Below are 25,157 nucleotides of genomic sequence, written 5' to 3'. Positions count from 1 at the left end.
CAGGGGGCGCTCCGGGGGGTGCCAGGCGGATCAGACCACCACCGTGCGGGGCTTGAACGCGGGCCGCGCGGCCTCGTAGGCGGCGATGTCGGCCTCGTTCTTCAGGGTGAGGCTGATGTCGTCCAGTCCCTCCAGCAGCCGCCAGCGGGCGTTCTCGTCCAGTTCGAACTCCGCGGTCAGCACGGAGCCGTCGGGGCGCGGCGCGCGGACCTGGCGTTCGACCAGGTCGACGGTGATCTCGACCGCCGGGTCGGCCTCGGTCAGCTCCCACAGCCGGTCCACCGTCTCCTGCGGCAGCAGCACGGTGAGCAGGCCGTTCTTGAGCGAGTTGCCGCGGAAGATGTCCGCGAAGCGGGACGAGACGACGGCCTTGAAGCCGAAGTTCTGCAGCGCCCAGACGGCGTGTTCACGGGAGGAGCCGGTGCCGAAGTCGGGGCCCGCGACCAGCACGGACGCCCCCTGCCGCTCGGGCCGGTTCAGCACGAACCCGGGGTCCTTGCGCCAGGCCTCGAACAGCCCGTCCTCGAAGCCGTCCCGGGTGACCTTCTTCAGCCAGTGGGCGGGGATGATCTGGTCGGTGTCGACATTGCTGCGGCGCAGCGGGACGGCCCGGCCGGTGTGCGTGGTGAAAGCTTCCATGGTTTCTCAGGCCCCCACGGGAACGGTTGCGGCGACGTCGGACAGATCGGCCGGGGAGGCGAGGTGCCCCAGGACCGCGGTGGCGGCGGCGACCTGCGGGGAGACCAGATGGGTGCGGCCGCCCTTGCCCTGCCGCCCCTCGAAGTTCCGGTTGGAGGTGGAGGCGGAGCGCTCCCCCGGTGCCAGCTGGTCCGGGTTCATGCCCAGGCACATGGAGCAGCCCGCGTGCCGCCATTCGGCGCCGGCCGCGGTGAACACCTTGTCCAGCCCCTCCTCGACGGCCTGCAGCGCGACCCGCACCGAGCCGGGGACGACCAACATCCGGACGCCCTCGGCGACCTGGCGACCGTCGAGGATCGAGGCGGCGGAGCGCAGGTCCTCGATCCGCCCGTTGGTGCAGGAGCCCACGAACACGGTGTCCACGGAGATCTCGCGCAGCGGCTGACCGGCCGTCAACCCCATGTAGTCCAGGGCCTTTTCGGCGGCGTAGCGCTCCGAGGCGTCCTCGTACGAAGCCGGGTCGGGCACCGCGGCCGACAGCGGCGCGCCCTGGCCCGGGTTGGTGCCCCAGGTGACGAACGGCGCCAGCTCGGTGGCGTCGATGACGACCTCGTGGTCGAAGACGGCGTCCTCGTCGGAGCGCAGCGTCTTCCAGTACGCGACGGCGGCGTCCCAGTCCTCCCCCTGCGGGGCGTGGTCGCGGCCGCGCAGGTAGTCGAAGGTGGTCCCGTCCGGGGCGATCATGCCCGCCCGGGCGCCGGCCTCGATCGACATGTTGCAGATGGTCATCCGGGATTCCATCGAGAGCTTCTCGATGGCGGAGCCGCGGTACTCCAGGACGTAGCCCTGGCCGCCGCCGGTCCCGATGCGGGCGATGATCGCCAGGATGAGGTCCTTGGCGGTGACGCCGTCGGGGAGCTCGCCCTCCACGGTGATCGCCATGGTTTTGAAGGGGGCCAGCGGCAGCGTCTGGGTGGCCAGCACGTGCTCGACCTGGCTGGTCCCGATACCGAAGGCCAGCGCGCCGAACGCGCCGTGCGTGGAGGTGTGGCTGTCGCCGCAGACCACCGTGGTGCCCGGCTGGGTCAGCCCCAGCTGCGGTCCCACGACGTGGACGACACCCTGCTCGACGTCGCCCAGCGGATGCAGCCGTACACCGAAGTCCGCGCAGTTCTTACGCAGCGTCTCCAACTGAGTACGGGAGACCGGGTCGGCGATCGGCTTGTCGATGTCGAGGGTGGGGGTGTTGTGGTCCTCGGTGGCGATGGTGAGGTCGGTGCGGCGCACCCGGCGACCGTTCTTCCGGAGGCCGTCGAAAGCCTGCGGGCTGGTCACCTCGTGCAGCAGGTGCAGATCGATGAAGAGGAGGTCGGGCTCGCCCTCGGCGCGCCGGACGACATGGTCGTCCCAGACCTTCTCCGCCAGTGTCCGTCCCATCGCTTCCCTCCGGCCGGCCGCATTGCCGGCCCCGCTCGATTCCCTGTGCCCCGCCCGAACCCCCAGTGCCGGGTGGGGCGTACGGGTCGTGGTCCACGGCCCGCCATTCCCAGAGTGACGGGTTCCGCAGAAAATTGAACTTGCGTTTCACAGAGTGAGACGCGAATATCGTTGCATGGACAACTCTAGCGGCGTCGGCGTTCTCGACAAGGCAGCGCTGGTACTGAGCGCTCTGGAGTCCGGTCCGGCCACCCTCGCCGGGCTGGTCGCGGCGACCGGTCTCGCGCGCCCCACGGCCCACCGGCTCGCGGTGGCACTGGAACATCACCGGATCGTGGCCAGGGACATGCAGGGCCGGTTCATCCTGGGCCCGCGCCTGGCCGAGCTGGCCGCGGCGGCGGGCGAGGACCGGCTGCTCGCCACGGCCGGACCGGTCCTCACCCACCTGCGGGACGTGACCGGTGAGAGCGCGCAGCTCTACCGGCGCCAGGGCGACATGCGCATCTGTGTGGCGGCGGCCGAGCGGCTGTCCGGACTGCGGGACACCGTGCCGGTCGGCTCCACCCTGCCGATGAAGGCCGGGTCGGCGGCCCAGATCCTGATGGCCTGGGAGGAGCCGGAGCGGCTGCACCGGGGTCTGCAGGGTGCCCGGTTCACCGCGACGGCGCTCTCCGGCGTACGGCGGCGGGGCTGGGCCCAGTCGATCGGCGAGCGGGAGCCGGGCGTGGCCTCGGTCTCCGCGCCGGTGCGCGGGCCGTCGAACCGCGTGGTGGCCTCCGTGTCGGTCTCCGGACCGATCGAGCGGCTGACCCGGCACCCGGGCCGGATGCACGCCCAGGCCGTGATCGACGCGGCGGGCCGGCTGAGCGAGGCCCTGCGCCGCTCGGGCTGAGGCGTCCGGCCGCGCCGCGGCCGGGCCGCACTACGGGGTCCGGGCCGCGCCGGGGCGCGATGACCGGCGGAAACCTCACCGGCGGGGCCGAGGGCTGCCCAGGGGTGCCCGTTCGCGCCGTCCTCCACGTTCGCGCCGTCCTCCACGAGCGCGCCGCCGTCCACGAGCTGCCCTCCACGAGCCGACCGGCCGGCGCCCCGGTCCTCGACCGCCCCGGTCCGTGATACCCAGCGGTACGGCAGCCGGCCCGCCCGGGAGATCCGCCGGAACCGCCCCCGGACACGCGAAAGCCCCTCCGCGAGGAGGGGCTTTCGTTGCGTACCCCCGACCGGATTCGAACCGGCGCTACCGCCTTGAGAGGGCGGCGTGCTAGGCCGCTACACAACGGGGGCTTGAGCTGGGGTACCAGGACTCGAACCTAGACTAACTGAACCAGAATCAGCCGGGCTGCCAATTACCCCATACCCCATGGGGCGCGCAAAAGCCTCCCACAATGATGCGGGAGGCTCCCACGTACCTGTACCCCCGACCGGATTCGAACCGGCGCTACCGCCTTGAGAGGGCGGCGTGCTAGGCCGCTACACAACGGGGGCCCTGGCGATCCTTGTCTCGTCGCCGCCTCCGGGAGCGACCCGGATGGTGACGGAAGGAAAGGATCTGTACCCCCGACCGGATTCGAACCGGCGCTACCGCCTTGAGAGGGCGGCGTGCTAGGCCGCTACACAACGGGGGCTCAGCACTGCTGATCAAGAGATTCGCTGGGCGTATCTCTCGCTGGGGTACCAGGACTCGAACCTAGACTAAGTGAACCAGAATCACTCGTGCTGCCAATTACACCATACCCCACCAAAACGCAACCCCCTGGGGGGCTTTGTTTGGGTTACGCTTCCCGGTCCGGCCTTTTCGGCCCGCTCGGGCGGCGCAGGAAGAACATTACCCGATGGTGGACGGCGCTCCAAAACGCGTATCGCCACGGAGCAGCGCGGGGAGCTGAGCGAGGCCGGTGATCCTCGGGAGCCCGCTCGCGTCGCCGGTGTCCGCGCGGTCCAGCCAGATGCCCAGGAGCCCGGCCTCGGTGGCCCCGCGGGCGTCGACATCGGCCCGGTCACCCACGTACGCCACCTGCTCCGGGGGCAGGCCGAGCGCGTCACAGCCCGCGAGGAACGCCTCGGCCGCGGGCTTGGCGCAGCCCAGTTCGTCGGCGCAGAGCAGCACCTCGAAGCGGTCGCGGAGTCCGAGGATCCGCAGCTTGCGGTCCTGGTTGGGGAGGCTGGAGTTGGAGAGGACGCCGTGCCGGTAGCCGTCGGCCAGGGCGTCGAGCGCGGGGAGGGTGTCGGGGAACAGCGTCCAGGCCGCCTCGTAGTGGGCGATGTACCGGCCGAACCAGGCGTCGGCCTCGTCGTCCGACAGCGGTTCGCCCAGGAAGCCCCGGGCCCGCTCGCGGCGGTGCTCCGGAAAACCGAGCTCCCCGGCGAGGAAGCGGCCGAACGCGCTCTCCATGGCCTCGCCCCAGAGCCGCAGGGCGTCCTCCTCGCTCTCCCGGGCGGTGAGCAGACCCTCGGCCGCCAGGTGCCGGAGCACACCGGTCCGGTCGGATCCCGTGTAGTCGAAGAGGGTGTCGTCGATGTCCCAGAGCACCGCACGGATCGCCATGCGGCCGACGCTACCGCGAGCGGGCGGCCGGCCGTACGGCCCGCGAGGGTGCGCGTTCCGTACGGTCCCGTGCGCGCCGCCGGGGTGAACCCCCGGCCCGGGGCTCAGGGGTTGCCGATCTCGACCGTCCACGCCCCCGTGCCGTCGTAGGCCTCGGGAACGGCGGTCAGCACCTGCCCGCCGGCCGGGTCCGCGACGGCGGCGTACATCGCGTGCGCGAAGGCCCAGTCCGCACCGGCGGACACCGCCTGCTCGACGGCCGTGGCCGCGGCGAAGTCGAGCGGCAGGAACTCCAGGCCGGGCAGCGCGCCGACATGCGCCGCGATACCCGGCAGTTCCAGCCCCGCGGCGACCAGGCAGAGAGCGGGAACGTGCGCCCGCTTCGCCGGATCGTCGACCTCGACCACGGCGATGCCCGCGAGCAACCGGTGCCCCTTGCACAGAGCGATGGCGGCGGTGTGGTCGAGGATGATCACCGCTGCCTCCCGACGCGGCCCTCCGCGATGGCGTTCCGCCACGCCTCGCCCTCGCTCAGATCCTCGTCGGTGAGCCCGACTCCCAGATGGGCCCGGAGGTAGGCGATGCCGCGGGCGGTGCGTTCGGTGCGCTCGGCCTCCGTCGGCGTCGTCTCGGCCAGGCGCTCGACCAAGGCGCGCGTGCTCAGCCCGCGCTCCTCCGCGAGCAGCCGCAGCCGGTCCCGGACTTCCTCGGAGATCTTTATCGTCGTGTCCGCCATGGCGCGAGAATACAACTGAATACACCCCTGACCGGCGGGTTACGGGATCACCTCGGCGCGGACCGTCTTGCCCGGGGCTCCCGGGCGGGGGACGACCTCCCAGCGGGCCGCCAGCCGGGAGACCAGCCACAGTCCGCGGCCGGACTCCGCCTCCGGGCCGGGCTCGGACACCTCGGTGGGCGGCAGGCGGTCGCCGCGCGCGTCGCTCACCTCGATCCGTACGCACTCCGGGCCGGCCGTGAGGACGAGCCGGAAGTCGCGGCCGGGGACGTGGCCGTGCCGGACGGCGTTGCCGGTGAGCTCGGCGGCGATCAGGGTCACGGCGTCGTTCAGCCGGGTGCCGTGCGGATACCCCCAGTCGTCCAGCCGCTGCGCCGCGAGCCGTCGCGCCAGGCGCGCGCCACGGGGCGTGGAGGTGAAGGACATGGCGAAGTGGTGTGAGGGTGTGGGGAATTCGGCGCCCGCTGCGTCGGGGACGCACTCGGACGAGGGAGATCGGGTGGTCATGCCCCCGAGCCTGGCCGGAGACACCTAGCGTCACCAGTGACGACACCCTCACACAGCGTGGCTGTCCAGCGGGGGCCGCCCGCTGTCGGGCACCGAAAGGGGACGCTGATGACACGGATTCCGGAGCAGGCCGGGGCGGGGCAGCGTGAGGACCCGGCCGATGAGCTGCTGCGGTCCTTCGGCCGCCAGTTCAAGATCTTCCGGGAGAAGGCCGGGCTCACCCAGGCCGAGGCGGGCCAGCGGCTGGGGTACGGAGAGGCGCTGATCGCGGCGGTGGAACAGGGCCGCCGGATCGCCCGGCCTGAGCTGATCGAGCTGGCGGACGAGGTACTGGACGCGGGCGGGGTGCTGCTCGCGAGGAAGAAGGAGGTGAGCCGGGCCCGGTATCCGGCGTTCTTCCGGGATGCGGCGCGGATCGAGGAGGAGGCCGTCGAGTTCCATCAGTACGCGCCTCTGGTTGTTCCGGGCATGCTCCAGACCGAGGACTACGCACGGACGATGTTCACTGTGCGTCGCCCTCGGCGCGCCGACGCGGAGATCGAGCAGATGGTGTTGGCTCGGCTGGCCCGTCATGCGCTCTTTGACCGCAAACCCGCACCCACGCTCAGTTTTGTGATCGAGGAAGCAGCGCTCCAGCGACCATTCGGCGGGGTGCAGGTGCTGCGGGGGCAACTGGAACAGCTGCTGCTTGTCGGGGACAACCCGAATGTCGAGATCCAGGTGATGCCGACCCGAGTGACCGATCACGCGGGTGTGGACGGCCCGTTCACCCTGATGACTCCGAAGAGCGAGGAGCAGGTGGGCTACCTGGAGAGCCAAGGCAGCGGACGGGTGATCACTGACCGGGAAACCGTACGCGGGTTCGCGGTGCGGTATGGAATCCTGCGGGCTCAGGCACTGTCCCCACGCGAATCCCTGTGCCACATCGAGAAGTTGCTGCAAGGAGAGCTATGAAGAACGAGCAGTCCATCGGCCGTCCGCTCGCCTGGTTCAAGAGCAGCTACAGCGGCGGAGCGGGCGGCGAGTGCGTCGAGATTGCCGCTGAGTGGGTCAAGAGCAGCTACAGCGGTGGCGCAGGCGGCAACTGTGTCGAGGTCGCCGCCGCGTGGGCCAAGAGCAGCCACAGTGGTGGCGAAGGCGGCGATTGCGTCGAGGTAGCCGCCGCCCCCGCCGCCGTGCACGTCCGGGACTCCAAGGACCCCGACGGCGGGGTTCTGTGCTTCGCCCCGGACGCCTGGTCGGCGTTTGTCGAGTACGCCCGGCACAGCAAGCCGTAATCCAGGGTGGATGCGAGAGGCCCGGAAGCCGTCGGCTTCCGGGCCTCTCGCGTGAGCGGCGGTGCGGTTACGCGGCGAGCTTCGCCAGGGCCGCGTCCACCCGGGCCAGGGTGCGCTCGCGCCCCAGGACCTCCAGGGACTCGAACAGCGGCAGGCCGACCGTACGGCCGGTGACCGCGACGCGGACCGGGGCCTGAGCCTTGCCGAGCTTGAGACCGTGCTCCTCACCTGCGGTGATGACGGCCTGCTTGAGCGCTTCGGCGTTCCAGTCGGCGTCGGCCAGCTTCTCCCGGGCGGTCTTCAGCAGGGCGTCGGCGCCCGGCTTCATGGCCTTGGTCCAGGACGCCTCGTCCTCGACGGGCTCGTCCAGGAAGAGGAAGTCGACGTTGGCCGTGATGTCGGAGAGGACGGTCAGCCGGGTCTGGGCCAGCGGGGCCAGCTCCCCGAAGGCCTTGGCGTCGAACGCCTCGGGCGCCCAGGGGGCGTGCGGGGCCTTCAGCCACGGCTCGCAGGCCGCGACGAAGTCCGCCACGTCCATCATCCGGATGTGGTCGGCGTTGATCGCCTCGGCCTTCTTGAGGTCGAAGCGGGCCGGGTTGGCGTTGACGCCGTCGATGTCGAAGGCGGCGACCATCTCGTCGATGGTGAAGACGTCCCGGTCGGCGGAGAGCGACCAGCCCAGCAGCGAGAGGTAGTTGAGCAGGCCGGCGGGGACGAAGCCGCGCTCGCGGTAGAGGTTGAGCGAGGCCTGCGGGTCACGCTTGGAGAGCTTCTTGTTGCCCTCCCCCATGACGTACGGCAGGTGGCCGAACGCGGGGGTGGTGCCGTTGCCGACGCCGATCCCGGCGAGGGCGCGGTAGAGGGCGATCTGCCGCGGGGTGGAGGACAGCAGGTCCTCGCCGCGCAGCACGTGGGTGATCTCCATCAGCGCGTCGTCGACCGGGTTGACCAGGGTGTAGAGCGGGGCGCCGTTGGCCCGGACGATGCCGAAGTCCGGCACGTTCTCCGGGGCGAAGGTGAGCTCGCCGCGGACCAGGTCGGTGAAGGTGACCGGCTCGTCGGGCATCCGGAAGCGGACGATCGGCTCGCGGCCCTCGCGCCGGTGGGCGTCGACCTGCTCGGCGGTCAGCTCGCGGCACGTCCCGTCGTAGCCGGACGCCTTGCCCGCGGCGCGCGCGGCCTCGCGGCGCTGCTCCAGCTCCTCGGTGGTGCAGTAGCACTCGTACGCGTGGCCGGCCTCCTGCAGGCGGCGGGCGACGTCCGCGTAGATGTCCATGCGCTGCGACTGGCGGTACGGCTCGTGGGGGCCGCCGGCCTCGGGGCCCTCGTCCCAGTCGAAGCCCAGCCAGCGCATCGCGTCGAGCAGCTGCTCGTAGGACTCCTCGGAGTCCCGGGCGGCGTCGGTGTCCTCGATGCGGAACACCAGGGTGCCGCCGTGGTGGCGGGCGAAGGCCCAGTTGAAGAGGGCGGTGCGGACCAGGCCCACGTGGGGGTTGCCGGTCGGCGAGGGACAGAAACGTACGCGTACGGGTGCGCTAGCCACGCTTGATCACCTTGTTGGTGAGAGTGCCGATGCCTTCGATGGTGACGGCGACCTCGTCGCCGACGTTGAGCGGGCCGACCCCTGCCGGGGTGCCCGTGAGGATGACGTCGCCGGGGAGCAGCGTCATCGCCTCGGTGATGTGGACGATCAGGTCCGCGATCGAGTGGACCATGTCGCCGGTGCGTCCGAGCTGGCGCTGTTCGCCGTTGACGGTGCACATGATGCCGAGGTCGGACGGGTCGAGCTCGGTCTCCACCCAGGGGCCGAGCGGGCAGGAGCCGTCGAAGCCCTTGGCCCGTGCCCACTGGTCCTCGCGCCGCTGGACGTCACGGGCGGTGAGGTCGTTGGCGCAGGTGTAGCCGAGGACGACGTCCTGCACGCGCTCGCGCGGGACCTCGCGGCACATCCGGCCGATGACCACGGCGAGCTCCGCCTCGTGGTGCAGTTCGGCGGAGAACGACGGGTACGGGACGGGGTCGCCGGGGCCGGTCACCGCGGTGGACGGCTTGAAGAAGGCGACCGGTACCTCGGGGACCTCGTGGCCCAGTTCGGCGGCGTGCTCGGCGTAGTTGCGGCCGATCCCGATGACCTTGTTGGGGAGGACGGGCGGCAGCAGCCGGACCTTGTTCAGCGGGATCCGCTGCCCCGAGCGCTCGAACTCGGCGAAGGGGTGGCCTTTGATGATGTCGAGAACGGGACCCTCCGCGTCGGAGGGATCCCCTTCCACGACGCCGAAGGCGACGTTGCCGTCGATGGAGAACCTGGCGATGCGCACGGGAAGCCGCTGCCCCTCACTGATCACTGCTGGAGACTGACACTCCAGGCTATCGCGGGGTGCCGCGGCGGCCGGTGCGGCGCCCGAAGGGAACCGGGCCCGGCGCTCCGTGCCGGGGCTCGCGCCCGCCCGGGTGCGCGCCGGGAGGGGTCAGCACTGCGGGGCGTCCATCAGGACGGTGCGCCGCGGGTTCGCGGTCACGGCGGGCAGCTCGGTGGGTACCTGCTCATCGGCGGCGACAGAGTCGACCGTGCGCAGCTCCCCGGCGTCGTCGAGGTGGGCCAGGGTAGTGCGGCGCGGGTTGGCTATGTTGCGGAACAGCATCGTGGTCTTCACCGGGTTCTGCCTCGCCTTGTCATTCGTCGTTCGGCGTTTCGGACTTCTCTGTAAAGCGTCAGGCTAGACGCGCGTTTCCCAGGAGATTCGAAGAAGAAGCCAGGAGGGGCGTGTGAGTTTGCTCACGAACTCGCCGTCAAATGAGGCATAACGGTCAGTCATCCGTGCGCCCTGAAACGGACATTGCGCCACCGAAGCGAATGTTCCGCTCTTGATTACCGGTACGTAAACACCCGCCCCACGTGCGCGACTCGTCCGGAGAAGTCCGTTATCACCAACATGAGTTTCTACGTCCGGTAGTGCGGTCCGCACATAGCGTCACCCGCGTCACAGCCGGACCCGCCGCCCTTGTTGGAGATCCGCCACTGTGCTGGAATTCCACGGACCGCCGGGGCCAATGTCCCCATGACTCGACACCGCTCCGCCGCTCGCGCGGCGAGGGCGCCTGGTCCAGAGGTTGCGACGCTAGTGCAGGGACGTTTCAAGAGGGATGGCAGCGCTGCGGCGGAATCCGAGCCGCGCGGTGGAACCGACCGTGGCTCCTCGCCTCAGCGCGCCCAGGGCACCGGAACCGGTCCGGACGGCCCGGGCTCCGATCGCGCCACGCGCCCGAGTGCGCTGAGCGGTGGAGAGGCCCCCGACACGCCGGATGTGACCATGCCGTCCGGCCCGGGCTCCCGCGTCGCGCTGCGCAACTGGCGCATCTCCACGCGCCTGGTCGCCCTGCTGACCCTCCCCGTGGTCGCGGCGACCACGCTGGGCGCGCTGCGGATCAACACCTCGATGGACAACCTCCAGCAGCTCGAGAACATGAAGCTGCTGACGGACATGACCAAGCAGGCGACCGAGCTGGCCTCGGCGCTCCAGGAGGAGCGCGACCACTCGGCCGGACCGCTGGTCAGCGGCGACGACAAGAACGACGACGTCGTCTACCCGCGGATCAAGACCGACCGGGCGAAGCAGGCGTTCCGCGAGGCGACCCAGGAGATCGAGGCCTCGAACTCCGAGGAACTGGTCGGCGTCAACTCCTCGCTGGTCAACATCCTCAAGCAGCTCGAGAAGATCAAGACGATCCGCGCGACCGCGTACGACGACGAGAACTACATCGCGCAGACCGTCAGCAACTACAACGAGCTCATCACCTCGCTGCTCTCGCTCTCCCAGGACATGGCGCAGGCGACCAGCAACAGCGAGATGATCCGCAGCACCCGTGCGCTGGCCGCGTTCTCGCTGGCCAAGGAGTACGCCTCCATGCAGCGCGCGGTGATCAGCGCGGGTCTGGCGCACGAGCCGAAGCCGAAGCTGTCCCCGAACGACCGGCTGTACGGCCAGTCCTCGCAGCAGAGCGAGGAGTCCTCGCTCGCACAGTTCATCCAGGTCTACTCCGGTGAGTCCAGCTCCCAGGAGCTGCTCCAGGCGCTGGAGGACGGCGGCAACTCCGAGATCATCCTGGCGGACACCTACGCCGGGCGGGTCCTGAAGACCAACGGCGCGATATCCGCCGAGAAGCGGTCGTACAAGGACTGGTACGACCAGGACACCACCAAGATCGACGAGATGTCCCGGATCGAGCAGACGCTGCTCTCCGAGATGGAGGGCAAGGCCCGCGAGCTGCGCTCCGAGACGCAGCAGGAAGCCATCATCAACGGTGCGCTGATCCTGCTGGTCCTCGGTGTCTCGCTGGTCGGCGCGTTCGTCGTGGCGCGCTCCATGGTGCGCTCGCTCCGCCGGCTCCAGGACACCGCGCAGGACGTCTCGCAGAAGCGGCTGCCGGAGCTCGTCAAGCAGCTCTCCGAGTCCGACCCGCAGGACGTGGACACCTCCGTCGAGTCGGTCGGTGTGCACAGCCGGGACGAGATCGGCCAGGTGGCCGCGGCCTTCGACGACGTGCACCGCGAGGCCGTCCGCCTCGCCGCCGAGCAGGCGCTGCTGCGGGGCAACGTCAACGCGATGTTCACCAACCTCTCGCGCCGCAGCCAGGGCCTCATCCAGCGTCAGCTCTCGCTCATCTCCGAGCTGGAGAGCCGCGAGGCCGACCCGGACCAGCTGTCCTCGCTGTTCAAGCTGGACCACCTCGCGACCCGTATGCGCCGGAACGGCGAGAACCTCCTCGTCCTCGCGGGCGAGGAGCCGGGCCGCCGGTGGACCCGCCCGGTCCCGCTGGTCGACGTGCTGCGTGCCGCGGCCTCCGAGGTGGAGCAGTACGAGCGGATCGAACTGAGCTCGGTCCCGACCACCGAGGTCGCGGGCCGGGTCGTCAACGACCTCGTGCACCTGCTCGCCGAGCTGCTGGAGAACGCCACCTCGTTCTCCTCGCCGCAGACCAAGGTCAAGGTGACCGGTCACGCCCTGCCCGACGGGCGGGTGCTGGTCGAGATCCACGACACCGGTATCGGCCTCTCCCCCGAGGACCTCTCGGCGATCAACGAGCGGCTGGCCAGCCCGCCGACCGTGGACGTCTCGGTGTCCCGCCGGATGGGTCTGTTCGTGGTCGGCCGGCTGTCCCTGCGGCACGGCATCCGAATCCAGCTGCGGCCGTCGGACTCCGGCGGTACGACCGCGCTGGTCATGCTTCCCGTGGACGTCGCCCAGGGCGGCGCCAAGGGCAACAAGCCGCCGGCCCCCGTCGGGGGTTCGGGCGGCACCAACAACTCCGGTCAGGGCAGCAGCCGGCTCGCCGGTATGCAGCCGCGCGGCCAGGTCTCGGGCGGTCCCCGTCCGGCGCTCCCGGCGCGCGACGGCGGCCAGGGCGGGCCGGCGGGCCCCGGCGGGCAGGGCGGCCGTCCCGGCGGCGGTGCCCCGAACCGTCCGGGCGCGGGTGCCCCCGCGGGCCCCGGCGGCCAGGGCCGCCCCGGCAACGACGGTCCGGGCTTCGACCCGGCGGGCCGTCCGGGCGGCGGCAGCGGCATGGCCGGCGCGTTCGGCTCCGCGGGCCGCTCCGGCGCCCCCGCGGGTGCGGGCAGCGCCCCGGGCCGCGGTCCCGGTGACTCCGGGCGCCCGGGCAACGGGTACGCCGCCGAGAACCGCCAGGAAGCCCCGCCCCGCGGCAACGCCCCGGCCCAGCGGGAGACTCAGCAGGACGGGCGCCGTCCGGCGCTGCCGCCGCACGGCGGGGACGCCGGCCCGACGGTCGCGCCGCCGTCCGGTGCGCCCGTGCAGGGCCGTGGCCCGGCCTCCGGCCCGCAGGGCGAACGCCCGCAGCTGCCGCCGCGCGGACCGGCCGCCGAACTGCCGGGAGGCTCCCCGGCGGGCGCCGGGTCCCGGGGCGGGCAGCAGCCCGGAACCAACTGGGAGGCGCGCCGCGCCGCCGGTGCCTCGGCCGACGACTGGCCGACCGCGGCTCCCCAGGACGCCGCGGAGACCCCGCGGGGACACGAAGAGACGGCGTCCACCGGGCAGTTCCAGCGCCCGGCGCCGGCGGCGCCACAACAGCAGCAGCGGCCGCAGCAGCCGCAGGAGACCGGCCAGTACGCGCTCCCGTCGTCCGAGCTGGACGCGCCGCTGTCGCCCGCCGGTCCCGGCGACGGCCGCACGCCGCTCTTCGACACCCTGGAGTCGGACTGGTTCCGCGGCCCCGGCGGCGAGCAGCCCGGTGTGCCCGCCGCACCGCCCGCCGCACCGCCCGTTCCGCAGGGCCGGCCCGCCTCGGCGGTGCCGCCGGCGCGCAACGAGCCCGCCCGCGGGGACAGTGGCCGGAGCGATTCCGGCCGCGGTGACAGCGGCAGCGGAGCCTGGCGCGTGTCGCCCAACGACGAGCTCGGCAAGCAGGCCGAGCGGGTCCGCCAGCCGGCGGCCGGCGGGGTCACCACCTCCGGGCTGCCGCGCCGGGTACCGCGGGCGAACCTGGTCGCGGGCACCGCCACGCAGTCGCAGCCGGAACGCAGCGGTCCGCAGGTCTCGCGTGCGCCCGACGACGTGCGCGGCCGACTGACCAACCTCCGACGGGGCATCCAGCAGGGCCGTCAGGCCGGTACGACCACCGGTCAGGACACCCGTGGCAGTAACAATCAAGGCTTCGGCCCCACTTACCAGCAGGAGCGTTAGTTGAGTCCGATGAGCCAGGCGGCGCAAAATCTGAACTGGTTGATCACCAACTTCGTGGACAACACCCCGGGGGTGTCCCACACGGTGGTGGTCTCCGCCGACGGACTCCTTCTGGCGATGTCCGAAGGCTTTCCGCGTGACCGTGCCGACCAGTTGGCGGCGGTGGCCTCGGGGCTGACGTCACTGACCGCGGGAGCCTCGCGTATCTTCGAAGGTGGCTCGGTCAATCAGACAGTGGTGGAGATGGAGCGGGGGTTCCTCTTCATCATGTCCGTTTCCGACGGTTCCTCGCTTGCCGTGCTCGCACACCCCGAGTGCGACATCGGCCTGGTGGGCTACGAGATGGCTCTCCTGGTCGACCGGGCGGGCAGCGTCCTCACCCCGGATCTGCGCGCGGAGCTGCAGGGCAGCCTGCTGAACTGACCGAACCGACCCATCGATACAAGCTCGTACGCATGACCAACGTCCGGCCGATCGCCCTCCCCCCACCGGCCCGCCAGACGACACCTGTTGTCCAGCCCGGAGGAATCGATTCATGACCCCGCCCCACTCGCCCGGCCCGTACGGTGCCTCGCACGAGGCGTCGTACGGGGGTGAAGGCGATCAGCCGCTGGTGCGGCCGTACGCCATGACCGGCGGCCGGACCCGTCCGCGCTACCAGCTGGCCATCGAGGCGCTGGTCAGCACCACGGCTGATCCCGCCCACCTGGGCGGGCTGCTCCCCGAGCACCAGCGGATCTGCCATCTGTGCCGCGAGGTCAAGTCCGTGGCCGAGGTCTCCGCGCTGCTGGCGATACCGCTGGGCGTGGCGCGCATCCTCGTCGCCGACCTGGCGGAGGCCGGCATGGTGGCGATCCACCAGCCGGGCGGCAGCGACGAGGCCGGCGGCACGCCGGATGTGACACTGCTCGAAAGGGTGCTCAGTGGACTTCGCAAGCTCTAGCGGTGCAGCCCGCTCCACCACCTCCGCGAAGATCGTGGTGGCGGGCGGCTTCGGCGTGGGCAAGACCACGTTCGTCGGCGCGGTCTCGGAGATCAACCCGCTCCGTACCGAAGCGGTGATGACCTCCGCGTCCGCGGGTATCGACGATCTGAGCCACGTCCAGGACAAGACCACCACCACGGTGGCGATGGACTTCGGCCGTATCACCCTGGACCAGGACCTGATCCTGTACCTCTTCGGTACTCCGGGTCAGGACCGCTTCTGGTTCATGTGGGACGACCTCGTCCGCGGCGCCATCGGCGCCGTCGTCCTCGTCGACACCCGCCGCCTCGCCGACTGCTTCCCCGCCGTCGACTACTTCGAGAACTCGGGCCTTCCCTTCGTCATCGCCCTCAACGGCTTCGACGGACACCAGCCCTACGCTCCCGAGGAAGTCCGGGAAGCCCTCCAGATCGGCCCCGACGCGCCCATCATCACCACCGACGCCCGCCACCGCGCGGACGCCAAGAGCGCGCTCATCACCCTCGTCGAGCACGCCCTCATGGCACGGCTCAAGTAGGTAACGAGGAGCGGAAGTTGAACCATCGGCGGGCTGTGTCCTATGACACGGCCCGCTGCTGTGTTCATAACGTTTCGACAGAGAATTGGCTGCGCATCGGCACCCGACGCATTCAGCTGGCTTCGCTGTGCGCACAATCACCCTGCTATTTGCCGGACCTCGCGCTTAATGCCCCATTTATCTCGGGCTTACCGCCCCCGGAACGACCGTCGCCCGGTGTTTGGTGAGCACGCCCCTGACGTGCTGCAATTCATGAACTGCCGAGTAGTTACGGCCCAGAAGATAAACGGCACACCGTAGGTGCCGACGCCGAGAGGTTGTTGGTCGAGTGAGGCGAAGCAAGCCTGGCCCCGCGCAGCAAACGCGAGGCAACTTCACCCCGCCGCCGCGGGCAGCGGCGTCGCCCGCCGATACGCCCGAACCCGCTCCCGCGAGCGGCGGCCGGCTGTCGCCGCGGAACTGGCGCGTGCCCACCCGGCTGAATGCGATTCTGCTGATCCCGGTGCTCGTCGGACTCGTCTTCGGCGGGCTCCAGGTCAACAACTCCATTCAGACCTGGCGCGAGGCCCAGGACGCGGAGCGCACCGCCCTGCTGGTGCGGGCCGCCGCCGCCTACGGTCAGGCGCTCATCGACGAGCGCGACCGGACCGCCGTCCCGCTGCTCAACGGGGACCGCAACAGCAAGGTGGTCACCGACGCGCGGGCGCGCACCGACGCCGCGAAGGAAGAGTTCGACGCGCGGGTCGAGGACATGCCCGACAAGCCGGGCCTGCAGCGCCGGCTGAAGATCTTCCAGGAGAGCGAGGGCAAGCTGGGGCAGCTCCGTCAGGGTGCCTACACCTCCGCGCTGCCCGGTGTGAAGACCGAAGAGGGCTACGTCCAGGTCCAGCACCCGCTGATGGAGTTCGCCAACGAGCTCGGCCTCGGCACCGGCAACATCACCAGCTACGGCCGTACGGTCTACGCGATCTCGCTGGCCAAGGCCGCCGAGTCGCTGCAGCGCTCCATCGGCATGCACCTGCTGGTCAAGTCGGGCCCGAGCGCCCAGAGCCGCAGCGCCCAGGTCACCGCCTTCACCTCCTACGCGTACCTGGAGAACATCGCCCTCGGCGAGTACGTCTCCGGTGGCACGGCCGAGGACCAGGAGCGGCTGAAGGACTCCCTCAAGGCCGCCCAGGCCAAGGGCCGCCAGCAGGTCGCCGCCGCCAAGCAGCAGGCGGACGCCGCGGGTGTGCCGTTCGTGACCCCGCCGCCGATGAAGGACATGGTCACCTCCATCGGCCAGTTCAGCGGCCCGGAGGCGCTGAAGCAGAAGGGCATCACCCCGAAGACCTGGTTCGCCACCGCGACCGGCAAGTTCGACGCCTACCGCTCGATCGAGAAGGACCTCGTCGACAGGGCCGTGGACGAGGCCGCGCAGATCTCCGAGGACGCCCAGCAGGACGCGATCGTCAACGGCGCCATCGTGGTGATCGCCCTCCTCGCCGCGTTCATCATCGCCGGGATGATGGCCCGCTCGATGAGCAACAGCATGCGCCAGCTGCGCACCGCGGCCTTCGACGTCGCCGAGCAGCGCCTGCCGATGCTGGTCGACCAGCTCTCCCGGACCGACCCGGGCCGGGTGGACACCCGTGTCCATCCCATCCCGATCACCAGCCAGGACGAGATCGGCGAGGTCGCCCGGGCCTTCGACCAGGTGCACCGCGAGGCCGTCCGGCTCGCCGCCGAGCAGGCCCTGCTGCGGGGCAACGTCAACGCGATCTTCACCAACCTCTCCAGCCGGAACCAGGGCCTCATCGAGCGGCAGCTCACCCTGATCACCGACCTGGAGAACAACGAGGCCGACCCGGACCAGCTGGAGAACCTCTTCAAGCTGGACCACCTGGCGACCCGTATGCGCCGGAACGGCGAGAACCTCCTCATCCTCGCGGGCGAGGAGCCGGGCCACCGCTGGAACCAGCCGGTGCCCCTGGTGGACGTCCTGCGGGCCGCCGCGTCCGAGGTGGAGAACTACGAGCGCATCCAGCTCACCGGGGTCCCGGAGAGCGAGATCCACGGCACCGCCGTCACCGACCTCGTGCACCTGCTGTCCGAGCTGCTGGAGAACGCCACGTCGTTCTCCTCGCCGCAGACGAAGGTCAAGGTCACCGCGACCCGGCTGCCCGACGGCCGCGTCATGATCGAGATCCACGACAAGGGCATCGGCCTGACCGCCGAGGACTTCGCGGACATCAACCACAAGCTGGCCAACCCGCCGACCGTGGACGCCGCGATCTCCCAGCGCATGGGCCTGTTCGTGGTCGGCCGGCTGGCCGACCGGCACGGCATCCGCGTCCAGCTCCGCCCCTCGGGCGAGCAGGCCGGGACCACCTCGCTGGTCATGCTCCCGGACGCCATCACCCACGGCGGTGGCGGCGACCAGCAGCCCGAGAGCGACTTCACGGTCTCCCGGATCGTGCCGGAGCAGGAGCAGTCCTACGACCAGGGCCCCGCTCCGATGCGCACCGCGGCGGAGCTCGGCTTCGACGAGTCCCGCTACGGCGACGTGCCGGACGACATCCGTGAACTGGACCCGATGGGCCGCTCGCTGGCGCGCGAGGAGCGCAAGGCGCAGCTGGAGAACCGGACCGACGACCGTCCGCTGTTCCGCGACGAGAACGAGCAGACCGGTTACCACGAGCAGCCCTCGTACCCCGAGCGGAACGGCTACGGGCAGCAGCAGGGCCACAACACCGCGGAGTTCCCGCAGGCGGCTTATCCGGAATCCGGCTACGAGCAGCACGGCTACTCGGAGCCCGGCTACCAGGAGGCGGCCTACAGCGAGCCCGAGGCCACCGGCGGCGCCGCGTACTCGCAGTACGAAGGCCAGACGCAGCAGAACGAGTGGGACGGGTCCGCTTCGTACGAGAGCCGTTACCAGCCGGATTACGGAGCGGAATCGGAATCTCGCGGCAGTGCCGCCGGGGCGCCGGACCGCGTAGGCTTCGAACGGCCGGGACCCTCCCCGAGCGGCACCCACTCCATGACCGGCGCCGGCCTTCCGCGCCGTGACCGGGGCGGGCAGCAGCCCGAGGAGCCGGAGCGGACCCAGTCGGTCCCTCAGGTCCCCCAGGAGAACGGCACGGACTGGCGGTCGGCCAACGACGACCGCTGGCAGCGCGCCGAGAAGCTCCGGGAGCCGAAGGCCGGTGGAGTCACTTCCTCCGGACTTCCCCGGCGGGTGCCCAAGGCCAATCTGGTCGAGGGCACCGCAGAGCAGACCCCGCAGGGCGGCCCTCAGGTCTCCCGCGCCCCGGAGGACATCCGCGGCAGGTTGAGCAACCTGCGGCGGGGTGTCCAGCAGGGGCGCAACGCAGGGACGGACACCAACGGCCAGGGCTTCGGCCCCGGCGGCAGCACCTACGATCAGGAGCGTTAGTGTGAGCCCGATGAGCCAGGCGGCGCAGAACCTGAACTGGTTGATCACCAACTTCGTGGACAACACCCCGGGTGTGTCCCACACCGTGGTGGTCTCCGCCGACGGACTCCTTCTCGCGATGTCCGAAGGGTTCCCGCGCGACCGCGCCGATCAGCTTGCGGCCGTGGCCTCCGGCCTGACCTCGCTGACGGCCGGCGCCTCCCGTATCTTCGAGGGCGGATCGGTCAACCAGACCGTCGTCGAGATGGAACGCGGCTTCCTTTTCATCATGTCCGTCTCGGACGGTTCCTCGCTGGCCGTACTCGCCCACCCCGAGTGCGACATCGGCCTCGTGGGCTACGAGATGGCCCTCCTGGTCGACCGAGCGGGCAGCGTCCTCACCCCGGATCTGCGCGCGGAACTCCAGGGCAGCCTTCTCAACTAACGAAGAGGCAGTGCGTTTCGCGCCACCGCGCCATAGGGTGCGGTGGCGCGGCCCCTCAGCGGGGATCGGCAGACCGGCAGTTGGAGGAGGACACGTGGCAACACCCCCGAGCGGTTACCCGTATGGCGGTGGGCAGCAGCCACCGCACGGTGAGGACCACAACCGCTTCAACTTCCCCTCCACGCCCAGCCGCCACTCCCCGCACCCGCAGCAGCCGTACGACCAGCCGCAGGCACCGCGCATCCAGCCGGTGCAGCCGCAGCGCCAGCGGCCGCAGGCGTCCCCCGCCGGCGGCAGTTCCAATCCGCTGGTGCGGCCGTACGCCATGACCGGGGGCCGGACCCGCCCGCGCTACCAGCTCGCCATCGAGGCACTGGTGCACACCACGGCGGGACCGGCCCAGCTGCAGGGGCAGTTGCCCGAGCACCAGCGCATCTGCCACCTCTGCCGGGAGATCAAGTCGGTCGCTGAGATCTCCGCCCTGCTCACCATTCCCCTCGGCGTCGCCCGAATCCTCGTCGCCGACTTGGCCGAGGCCGGACTCGTCGCCATTCACCAGCCCGGCGGCGACGAGTCCGCCGGCGGCCAGCCAGATGTGACACTGCTCGAAAGGGTGCTCAGTGGACTTCGGAAGCTCTAGCGGTGCAGCCCGCTCCACCACCTCCGCGAAGATCGTGGTGGCGGGCGGCTTCGGCGTGGGCAAGACCACGTTCGTCGGCGCGGTCTCGGAGATCAACCCGCTGCGTACCGAAGCCGTGATGACCTCCGCGTCGGCGGGGATCGACGACCTCACGCACGCGCCGGACAAGACGACGACGACCGTGGCGATGGACTTCGGCCGTATCACCCTGGACCAGGACCTGATCCTGTACCTCTTCGGTACCCCCGGTCAGGACCGCTTCTGGTTCATGTGGGACGACCTCGTCCGCGGCGCCATCGGCGCCGTCGTCCTCGTCGACACCCGCCGCCTCGCCGACTGCTTCCCCGCCGTCGACTACTTCGAGAACTCGGGGCTCCCCTTCGTCATCGCCCTCAACGGCTTCGACGGACACCAGCCCTACACCCCCGAAGAGGTCCGGGAAGCCCTCCAGATCGGCCCCGACGCGCCCATCATCACCACCGACGCCCGCCACCGCGCGGACGCCAAGAGCGCGCTCATCACCCTCGTCGAGCACGCCCTCATGGCACGGCTCCGGTAAGCACGGAACGACGACACGAAGAAGTCCCCGCCCTCCTCGGAGGGCGGGGACTTCTTCGTGGTGGGTGCGGGCCGCCGCGCCGGGCGGGGGCCCGGGGCGGGTCAGCCCTGCCAGCTGTGCGGCGCCCGGAAGCCCGGGGTGCGCTCCAGCCGGCGCCAGCCGGCGGTGCTGCGGCGGGGACGGGCCCCGGCCAGGTGGTGGTCGGCGCCCGCGGCGGCCCGGGCGAGCAGCACCGCGGTCAGCGCGGCGAGCTCCTCCGGCTCGGCGTGCCCCTTCTCGACGCGGACGAGGTGGTGATCGATGCTCATGTCGGTCTCCGTCACTGCGGGGGGTTGCCGTGCTTGCGGGACGGCAGGTCGGCGTGCTTGGTGCGCAGCATGGCCAGCGAGCTGATCAGCACGTGGCGGGTGTCGGCGGGGTCGATGACGTCGTCGACGAGCCCGCGCTCGGCCGCGTAGTACGGGTGCATCAGCTCGGCCTTGTACTCCTTGACCATGCGCACCCGCATGGCCTCGGGGTCGTCGGCCTCGGCGATCTGCTTGCGGAAGATGACGTTGGCGGCGCCCTCGGCGCCCATCACGGCGATCTCGTTGGTCGGCCAGGCGTAGGTGAGGTCGGCGCCGATGGACTGGGAGTCCATGACGATGTAGGCGCCGCCGTAGGCCTTGCGCAGGACGACGGAGATCCGGGGCACGGTGGCGTTGCAGTAGGCGTAGAGCAGCTTCGCGCCGTGCCGGATGATGCCGCCGTGCTCCTGGCCGACGCCGGGCAGGAAGCCGGGGACGTCGAGCAGGGTGACGATCGGGATGTTGAAGGCGTCGCACATCTGGACGAAGCGGGCGGCCTTCTCGGACGCCTCGATGTCCAGCACGCCGGCCAGCGACTGCGGCTGGTTGGCGACGATGCCGACCACCTGTCCGTCGAGCCGGGCCAGCGCACAGATGATGTTGGTGGCCCAGCGCTCGTGGACCTCCAGGAGGTCGCCGTCGTCGACGAGTTCCTCGATGACCTTGCGCATGTCGTACGGCCGGTTGCCGTCCGCCGGGACCAGGTCCAGCAGCGCCTCGCCGCGCCGGTCGGCCGGGTCCTCGGCGGTGTGCGTCGGGGGGTTCTCCCGGTTGTTCTGCGGGAGCAGCGTGAGGAGGTAGCGGACCTCGGCGAGGCAGGTCTCCTCGTCGTCGTACGCGAAGTGGCAGACACCGGAGGTCTCGGCGTGCACGTCCGCGCCGCCGAGGCCGTTCTGGGTGATCTCCTCACCGGTCACCGCGCGGACGACGTCCGGGCCGGTGATGAACATCTGCGAGGTGTCCCGGACCATGAACACGAAGTCGGTGAGGGCCGGGGAGTAGGCCGCGCCGCCGGCGCAGGGGCCGAGCATCACCGAGATCTGCGGGATGACGCCGGAGGCCCTGGTGTTGCGCTGGAAGATCCCGCCGTAGCCGGCGAGGGCGGAGACGCCCTCCTGGATGCGGGCGCCGGCGCCGTCGTTCAGCGACACCAGCGGCGCACCCGCGGAGATGGCCATGTCCATGATCTTGTGGATCTTGGTGGCGTGGGCCTCGCCCAGCGCGCCGCCGAAGATCCGGAAGTCGTGGGCGTAGACGAAGACCGTCCGCCCCTCGACCGTGCCCCACCCGGTGACGACACCGTCGGTGTAGGGCTTCTTCGCCTCCAGCCCGAAGCCGGTCGCGCGGTGCCGCCGCAGGGGCTCCACCTCGCGGAACGACCCCTCGTCGAGGAGGAGGTCGATACGCTCGCGCGCGGTCAGCTTGCCCTTGGCCTTCTGGGCCTCGGTCGCCCGGTCACTGGGCCCGCGGTGGGCCTGCTCACGGATCGCGCGGAGCTCGGCCACCCGCCCACGGGTATCGCTCGCCCCACTGGGCGTCTCGTCGAGAAGGGTCATGTATCGACCCTACGAACAGGTCCCCCGAAAACGGGCCGTCGACTTCGTACAGTGTCCCGCCGGTTTTCCTGGAACCCTTGGACAGAACCACCACCTGAACGCCCCACTATTCACGACTGGGGGCGGTCCGGGCTGTGAGGATCCCACAACTGTGCGCCCGCGTGCCCCCGGCGTTCACCCGAGGGCGACCGTACAGCCATACGTGTGACCCGCGGTACCGGCCGCCACCCGCAACCGCAGGGACCGCCCGGTGGCCAGCACCTCGACGCCGGGGTCACGGGCGGTGACCCGGCGGACCGGCCGCGCCCAGCACAGCTGAAGCGGGACCCCGGTCCGCGCGGGGTCGGCGATCCGGACCTCGGCGTTCGGTCCGCGGCGGCGTACCAGGACCGCGGCCGGCCCGGAGACGGTGAGCGCTCCGGCCGAGCCGCCCGTCCAGAAGGTGACCGCGGTCAGGCCGAGCGAGGGCACGGCGACGCCCTGGCACCGGGAGGTGTTGGCGAGGACGGTCAGCCAGTGCCGGTCGGCGGCGCGGGCGGCGACGGCCCGCGCACTCGCGCCGGGCATCAGCAGATACGCGTAGCGGGCGCCCTCGGGGTCGGTGCCGTGGTCGTGCCAGAGGGTGAGCCAGCGGCGGGTGAGCGGGTCGGGCGAGCTGCCGGTGTTGATGTCGTGCCAGGAGCCGGTGCGCTCCTCGCGCAGGGCGTCGAGCCGGGCGCCGCCGGGGAAGACATAGCCGCCGTGGCCGGCGAGATGGGCCCAGTGGGCGCGGCGGAACGTCCGCCGCCAGCCGGGGGCGGACGGCTGGATCCCGCCGTCGACGATGAGCGCCTCAGTACCCCGCTCCCCCAGGTTGCGGTTGTCCACCACGGTCTCCACGCGGGCGCCGTCCCGGGCGGTGATCCCGGCGCCGAGGCAGATGACGGCGTCGTCGGCGCAGAACCAGGACTTCCGGGCGTCGAGAGTGCTCGCCAGGCCCTTCAGATGCTGGCCGACGGCCGCGAACTCGCCGTCGCTCACGCCGCCGACCCACCGGGCGTCGGGCCTGGGCTCGCCCCAGCCGCCGCCCTCGTTGTCGGCGAGGCGCTTGGCGGACACGGTGGTGCCGGGCAGCCGGTACCAGTCGACGGTCGGCCAGAAGCAGTCGGTGTACTGGCCTCCGCCGCCCTCCGCCCACCACAGGAGCATCCCGGAGCCGGTGTGCCAGCCGCGGGGGTTCTCGCCGTTGCCGTTCTCGTAGTGGGCGATGCGCGCCGACGCCATCGACAGGTTGGCGGCCCAGCCGGGGCGCCGGTGGACGGCCCGGTCCATCGCGGGGAAGAGCCGGTGGCCGACGGGCTCGGGGGCGAGGGGCCCGGGGGCCTTTGCGACCGCGGCCAGCCGGGCCAGGTCCGCCACGTCGAACTGCGGGTCGGTGAGGACGGGACTGGTGATGTCCCGGGCGATCCAGCCGCGGACCATGGCGTGCCAGCGGTCCCGCTCTCCGTCGGAGGCGGCCCCGGCGAGCAGCGTGATCGCGGCGACGAGCTGGTGGCCGTGGTAGTGGTCGCTGCGCATGACGCGGCGCTCGTCCGCCAGCAGCACGCCCCGGCTGATGGCGCGCCCGCTGACGCTGTCCATCACCAGGCCGTCCAGCAGGAACGGGGCGAAGGCCCGCTCAACGCTGTCGAGGACGATCTGCCGCCGGGGGTCGGTGACCTCCCAGGCCGACCCGGCGAGCAGGGTGAGGAGCCGGCCGATCCCGTCCAGCAGGACATGGCCGTAGGTTCCGGTGTAGGCGACCCAGCTGTGCTGGATGAAGGAGCCGTCGGCGTAGAGGCCGTCGCCGCTGGTGACGTACGGGAGGACGGGCGAGAGGGCGTCCCGGGCCAGCGCCAGCTTGGCGGGGGCCCGGCCGAGGAGGCCGCGGAGCGCGACGACGCGGCACAGGTCGACCCGGTTGGCGCCGGTGCTGGTGCCGGTGTAGTCGCCGAGCGCGGAGTCCGGGACGAAGTGGTCGACGGCGGCCAGGTACGCCGAGCGCCGGGCCGGGTCGAGCCGGTCGTCCAGCACCGCCAGGGTGTCGAGGAGCAGCCGGGGGCTGCCGATCCGCCACTCCCACCAGTTGCCGTAGGGCGTGGTGGCGGGGTGGTAGATCCGGGCGTCGAGGTGGTCCAGGCCTCGGACGACATCGGCGGCGAGGCCGGCGTCCCCGGTGAGGCCGGTGCCGGGCTGGGCCCAGGCCCGCGCCATGGTGGCGAGCCGCTGGTAGCTGCGGGTGAGGCCGGCGGGCGGATCGAAGGGGCAGTCGGGCCACAGGGACCGCTCGTCCGGCCGCATGCCCGACCGGAAGGTGCGGGCGAGGGCGCCGGTCTCCCGCAGCCGGGAGGCGTACGGCTCGGCGGCCGGGTCGTAGCCGGTGCCCAGCAGGAGGGTGAGCCAGCGCTGCCGGAGCGCGGCGAACGGGTCGTCGAGGGGCAGGCCGTCGGGGAGCGGGGCCGCGGCGGCCCGGCCCGGCTCGGCGACCGCCCAGGTGAGCGCGGTGGCGCCGAGGGCGGCGAGGAGGCTGCGGCGGGACCGGTCGGGCGGCAGGGGCACGGCGAGTCCTTCCGTCGGGGCGCCCGGCGCGGGGCGGTCGCGGTCGTGCGGCCACCGCTCGCCGGTCCGGGCCTCGTCCGGCACCTCCCGCCTGGGCGGTGGTGTCCGGTCGCGAAGTGCCATGTCTCGGACCAGGCCTAGCACTCGGGGCATAAGGCGGCAATGCGCATGACACTCCGGAGCGGCGCGGCCGGGGGGCGCACGGAAGGATCCCCGCATGAAGGTTGAACTTTGAACAACATGGGTCTACAGTCCATCTCGTTGAAGGTTAAACAAACTCGCTTCGAGGAGGAGC

23 protein-coding genes and 5 tRNA genes are annotated in these 25,157 nt (G+C 71.3%); 11 read left to right on the top strand and 17 right to left on the bottom strand.

From position 1 onward, the window contains the following. Positions 1-30: 30 nt before the first annotated feature. Together leuD and leuC are read right to left on the bottom strand one after the other, a co-directional pair. On the bottom strand, positions 31-639 hold the full coding sequence (gene leuD / locus AC3EQ1_RS11940) for a 3-isopropylmalate dehydratase small subunit (RefSeq protein ID WP_432094298.1): 609 nt from the start codon (positions 637-639) through the stop codon (positions 31-33). 6 nt (positions 640-645) lie between these two features. Continuing rightward, positions 646-2,076 carry a 3-isopropylmalate dehydratase large subunit gene (gene leuC / locus AC3EQ1_RS11935; RefSeq protein WP_351512494.1) on the bottom strand — a complete coding sequence of 477 codons (1,431 nt, stop codon included), beginning with the start codon at positions 2,074-2,076 and terminating at the stop codon, positions 646-648. Positions 2,077-2,251: 175 nt separating this feature from the next. On the opposite strand from leuC, the gene ndgR reads away from it, so the two are divergent. Further along, entirely contained in the window at positions 2,252-2,968 is a 717-nt protein-coding gene (ndgR, locus tag AC3EQ1_RS11930) for an IclR family transcriptional regulator NdgR (RefSeq protein WP_351512496.1), read from the top strand. 319 nt (positions 2,969-3,287) lie between these two features. Here the strand turns inward: ndgR and AC3EQ1_RS11925 are convergent. The 9 genes from AC3EQ1_RS11925 to AC3EQ1_RS11885 form a co-directional block, all read right to left on the bottom strand. Further along, positions 3,288-3,360: transfer RNA gene (locus AC3EQ1_RS11925), tRNA-Glu, on the bottom strand. Positions 3,361-3,365: 5 nt separating this feature from the next. Continuing rightward, positions 3,366-3,437 (bottom strand) — tRNA-Gln (locus tag AC3EQ1_RS11920). A gap of 51 nt (positions 3,438-3,488) precedes the next feature. Then, positions 3,489-3,561 (bottom strand) — tRNA-Glu (locus AC3EQ1_RS11915). A 67-nt stretch (positions 3,562-3,628) separates the two neighbouring features. Continuing rightward, positions 3,629-3,701, bottom strand: a tRNA-Glu gene (locus AC3EQ1_RS11910). 41 nt (positions 3,702-3,742) lie between these two features. Beyond that, a tRNA-Gln gene (locus AC3EQ1_RS11905) sits at positions 3,743-3,814 on the bottom strand. An 87-nt stretch (positions 3,815-3,901) separates the two neighbouring features. Next, entirely contained in the window at positions 3,902-4,621 is a 720-nt protein-coding gene (locus AC3EQ1_RS11900) for an HAD family hydrolase (RefSeq protein ID WP_432094297.1), read from the bottom strand. Positions 4,622-4,725: 104 nt separating this feature from the next. After that, positions 4,726-5,097, bottom strand: a complete 372-nt coding sequence (locus tag AC3EQ1_RS11895) for a PIN domain-containing protein (protein WP_432094296.1) — start codon at positions 5,095-5,097, stop codon at positions 4,726-4,728. Further along, positions 5,094-5,357 carry a hypothetical protein gene (locus tag AC3EQ1_RS11890; protein ID WP_432094295.1) on the bottom strand — a complete coding sequence of 88 codons (264 nt, stop codon included), beginning with the start codon at positions 5,355-5,357 and terminating at the stop codon, positions 5,094-5,096. Before AC3EQ1_RS11890 ends, AC3EQ1_RS11895 begins: the two co-directional genes overlap by 4 nt. 39 nt (positions 5,358-5,396) lie before the next feature. Next, a complete protein-coding gene (locus tag AC3EQ1_RS11885) occupies positions 5,397-5,864 on the bottom strand; it encodes an ATP-binding protein (RefSeq protein WP_432094294.1) in 468 nt (155 codons plus the stop codon). 108 nt (positions 5,865-5,972) lie between these two features. Between AC3EQ1_RS11885 and AC3EQ1_RS11880 the strand changes: the two genes are divergently transcribed. Both AC3EQ1_RS11880 and AC3EQ1_RS11875 read left to right on the top strand, forming a co-directional pair. Then, the gene (locus tag AC3EQ1_RS11880; RefSeq protein ID WP_432094364.1) at positions 5,973-6,818 is read left to right on the top strand and encodes a helix-turn-helix domain-containing protein; all 846 of its coding nucleotides are present in this window, start codon (positions 5,973-5,975) and stop codon (positions 6,816-6,818) included. Next, positions 6,815-7,141: a DUF397 domain-containing protein gene (locus AC3EQ1_RS11875; RefSeq protein ID WP_432094293.1), complete on the top strand. Its 327-nt coding sequence runs from the start codon at positions 6,815-6,817 to the stop codon at positions 7,139-7,141. Before AC3EQ1_RS11880 ends, AC3EQ1_RS11875 begins: the two co-directional genes overlap by 4 nt. Before the next feature lie 67 nt (positions 7,142-7,208). On the opposite strand, the gene gltX is transcribed toward AC3EQ1_RS11875, so the two are convergent. From gltX to AC3EQ1_RS11860, 3 genes are all read right to left on the bottom strand, one after another. Next, positions 7,209-8,684 (bottom strand): glutamate--tRNA ligase, encoded by a 1,476-nt coding sequence (gltX, locus tag AC3EQ1_RS11870; protein ID WP_432094292.1) that lies wholly within the window; start codon positions 8,682-8,684, stop codon positions 7,209-7,211. After that, positions 8,677-9,459 (bottom strand): fumarylacetoacetate hydrolase family protein, encoded by a 783-nt coding sequence (locus tag AC3EQ1_RS11865; protein ID WP_432094291.1) that lies wholly within the window; start codon positions 9,457-9,459, stop codon positions 8,677-8,679. The genes gltX and AC3EQ1_RS11865 overlap by 8 nt, the downstream gene beginning before the upstream one ends. Positions 9,460-9,609: 150 nt before the next feature. Further along, on the bottom strand, positions 9,610-9,795 hold the full coding sequence (locus tag AC3EQ1_RS11860) for a hypothetical protein (RefSeq protein ID WP_432094290.1): 186 nt from the start codon (positions 9,793-9,795) through the stop codon (positions 9,610-9,612). A 468-nt stretch (positions 9,796-10,263) separates the two neighbouring features. On the opposite strand from AC3EQ1_RS11860, the gene AC3EQ1_RS11855 reads away from it, so the two are divergent. From AC3EQ1_RS11855 to AC3EQ1_RS11820, 8 genes are all read left to right on the top strand, one after another. Beyond that, a complete protein-coding gene (locus AC3EQ1_RS11855; protein ID WP_432094289.1) occupies positions 10,264-13,839 on the top strand; it encodes a sensor histidine kinase in 3,576 nt (1,191 codons plus the stop codon). 9 nt (positions 13,840-13,848) lie between these two features. Continuing rightward, entirely contained in the window at positions 13,849-14,262 is a 414-nt protein-coding gene (locus AC3EQ1_RS11850; protein WP_098749732.1) for a roadblock/LC7 domain-containing protein, read from the top strand. A gap of 112 nt (positions 14,263-14,374) precedes the next feature. Beyond that, a complete protein-coding gene (locus tag AC3EQ1_RS11845) occupies positions 14,375-14,782 on the top strand; it encodes a DUF742 domain-containing protein (protein ID WP_351512515.1) in 408 nt (135 codons plus the stop codon). Next, positions 14,763-15,341 (top strand): GTP-binding protein, encoded by a 579-nt coding sequence (locus tag AC3EQ1_RS11840; RefSeq protein ID WP_388850729.1) that lies wholly within the window; start codon positions 14,763-14,765, stop codon positions 15,339-15,341. Before AC3EQ1_RS11845 ends, AC3EQ1_RS11840 begins: the two co-directional genes overlap by 20 nt. A 328-nt stretch (positions 15,342-15,669) precedes the next feature. Continuing rightward, complete coding sequence (locus tag AC3EQ1_RS11835; RefSeq protein WP_432094288.1) at positions 15,670-18,759, top strand: sensor histidine kinase; 3,090 nt, start codon at positions 15,670-15,672, stop codon at positions 18,757-18,759. A gap of 10 nt (positions 18,760-18,769) precedes the next feature. After that, a complete protein-coding gene (locus tag AC3EQ1_RS11830) occupies positions 18,770-19,183 on the top strand; it encodes a roadblock/LC7 domain-containing protein (RefSeq protein ID WP_098749732.1) in 414 nt (137 codons plus the stop codon). Positions 19,184-19,277: 94 nt separating this feature from the next. Continuing rightward, positions 19,278-19,823 (top strand): DUF742 domain-containing protein, encoded by a 546-nt coding sequence (locus AC3EQ1_RS11825; protein ID WP_388850735.1) that lies wholly within the window; start codon positions 19,278-19,280, stop codon positions 19,821-19,823. After that, positions 19,804-20,382 (top strand): GTP-binding protein, encoded by a 579-nt coding sequence (locus tag AC3EQ1_RS11820; RefSeq protein WP_078650299.1) that lies wholly within the window; start codon positions 19,804-19,806, stop codon positions 20,380-20,382. The genes AC3EQ1_RS11825 and AC3EQ1_RS11820 overlap by 20 nt, the downstream gene beginning before the upstream one ends. A 101-nt stretch (positions 20,383-20,483) precedes the next feature. Here the strand turns inward: AC3EQ1_RS11820 and AC3EQ1_RS11815 are convergent, their stop codons facing one another. The 3 genes from AC3EQ1_RS11815 to AC3EQ1_RS11805 form a co-directional block, all read right to left on the bottom strand. Beyond that, positions 20,484-20,690, bottom strand: a complete 207-nt coding sequence (locus AC3EQ1_RS11815; RefSeq protein WP_432094287.1) for an acyl-CoA carboxylase epsilon subunit — start codon at positions 20,688-20,690, stop codon at positions 20,484-20,486. Between the two features lie 11 nt (positions 20,691-20,701). Continuing rightward, positions 20,702-22,285: an acyl-CoA carboxylase subunit beta gene (locus AC3EQ1_RS11810; RefSeq protein WP_432094286.1), complete on the bottom strand. Its 1,584-nt coding sequence runs from the start codon at positions 22,283-22,285 to the stop codon at positions 20,702-20,704. Positions 22,286-22,459: 174 nt separating this feature from the next. Continuing rightward, positions 22,460-24,985 carry a polysaccharide lyase 8 family protein gene (locus AC3EQ1_RS11805; RefSeq protein WP_432094285.1) on the bottom strand — a complete coding sequence of 842 codons (2,526 nt, stop codon included), beginning with the start codon at positions 24,983-24,985 and terminating at the stop codon, positions 22,460-22,462. Positions 24,986-25,157: the final 172 nt, after the last annotated feature.

The organism is Streptomyces sp. bgisy100 (assembly GCF_057709105.1).
The sequence above is the reverse complement of the archived record's forward strand: the minus strand, read 5'-3'. Positions and strand labels throughout refer to the sequence as shown.

What these genes read in the sequence shown, in the direction of transcription:
- leuD (WP_432094298.1), bottom strand. Translation starts at nt 639, where the DNA reads ATGGAAGCTTTCACCACGCACACCGGCCGGGCCGTCCCGCTGCGCCGC.
- leuC (WP_351512494.1), bottom strand. Translation starts at nt 2,076, where the DNA reads ATGGGACGGACACTGGCGGAGAAGGTCTGGGACGACCATGTCGTCCGG.
- ndgR (WP_351512496.1), top strand. Translation starts at nt 2,252, where the DNA reads ATGGACAACTCTAGCGGCGTCGGCGTTCTCGACAAGGCAGCGCTGGTA.
- AC3EQ1_RS11900 (WP_432094297.1), bottom strand. Translation starts at nt 4,621, where the DNA reads ATGGCGATCCGTGCGGTGCTCTGGGACATCGACGACACCCTCTTCGAC.
- AC3EQ1_RS11890 (WP_432094295.1), bottom strand. Translation starts at nt 5,357, where the DNA reads ATGGCGGACACGACGATAAAGATCTCCGAGGAAGTCCGGGACCGGCTG.
- AC3EQ1_RS11885 (WP_432094294.1), bottom strand. Translation starts at nt 5,864, where the DNA reads ATGACCACCCGATCTCCCTCGTCCGAGTGCGTCCCCGACGCAGCGGGC.
- AC3EQ1_RS11880 (WP_432094364.1), top strand. Translation starts at nt 5,973, where the DNA reads ATGACACGGATTCCGGAGCAGGCCGGGGCGGGGCAGCGTGAGGACCCG.
- AC3EQ1_RS11875 (WP_432094293.1), top strand. Translation starts at nt 6,815, where the DNA reads ATGAAGAACGAGCAGTCCATCGGCCGTCCGCTCGCCTGGTTCAAGAGC.
- AC3EQ1_RS11850 (WP_098749732.1), top strand. Translation starts at nt 13,849, where the DNA reads ATGAGCCAGGCGGCGCAAAATCTGAACTGGTTGATCACCAACTTCGTG.
- AC3EQ1_RS11845 (WP_351512515.1), top strand. Translation starts at nt 14,375, where the DNA reads ATGACCCCGCCCCACTCGCCCGGCCCGTACGGTGCCTCGCACGAGGCG.
- AC3EQ1_RS11830 (WP_098749732.1), top strand. Translation starts at nt 18,770, where the DNA reads ATGAGCCAGGCGGCGCAGAACCTGAACTGGTTGATCACCAACTTCGTG.
- AC3EQ1_RS11815 (WP_432094287.1), bottom strand. Translation starts at nt 20,690, where the DNA reads ATGAGCATCGATCACCACCTCGTCCGCGTCGAGAAGGGGCACGCCGAG.
- AC3EQ1_RS11810 (WP_432094286.1), bottom strand. Translation starts at nt 22,285, where the DNA reads ATGACCCTTCTCGACGAGACGCCCAGTGGGGCGAGCGATACCCGTGGG.
- AC3EQ1_RS11805 (WP_432094285.1), bottom strand. Translation starts at nt 24,985, where the DNA reads ATGGCACTTCGCGACCGGACACCACCGCCCAGGCGGGAGGTGCCGGAC.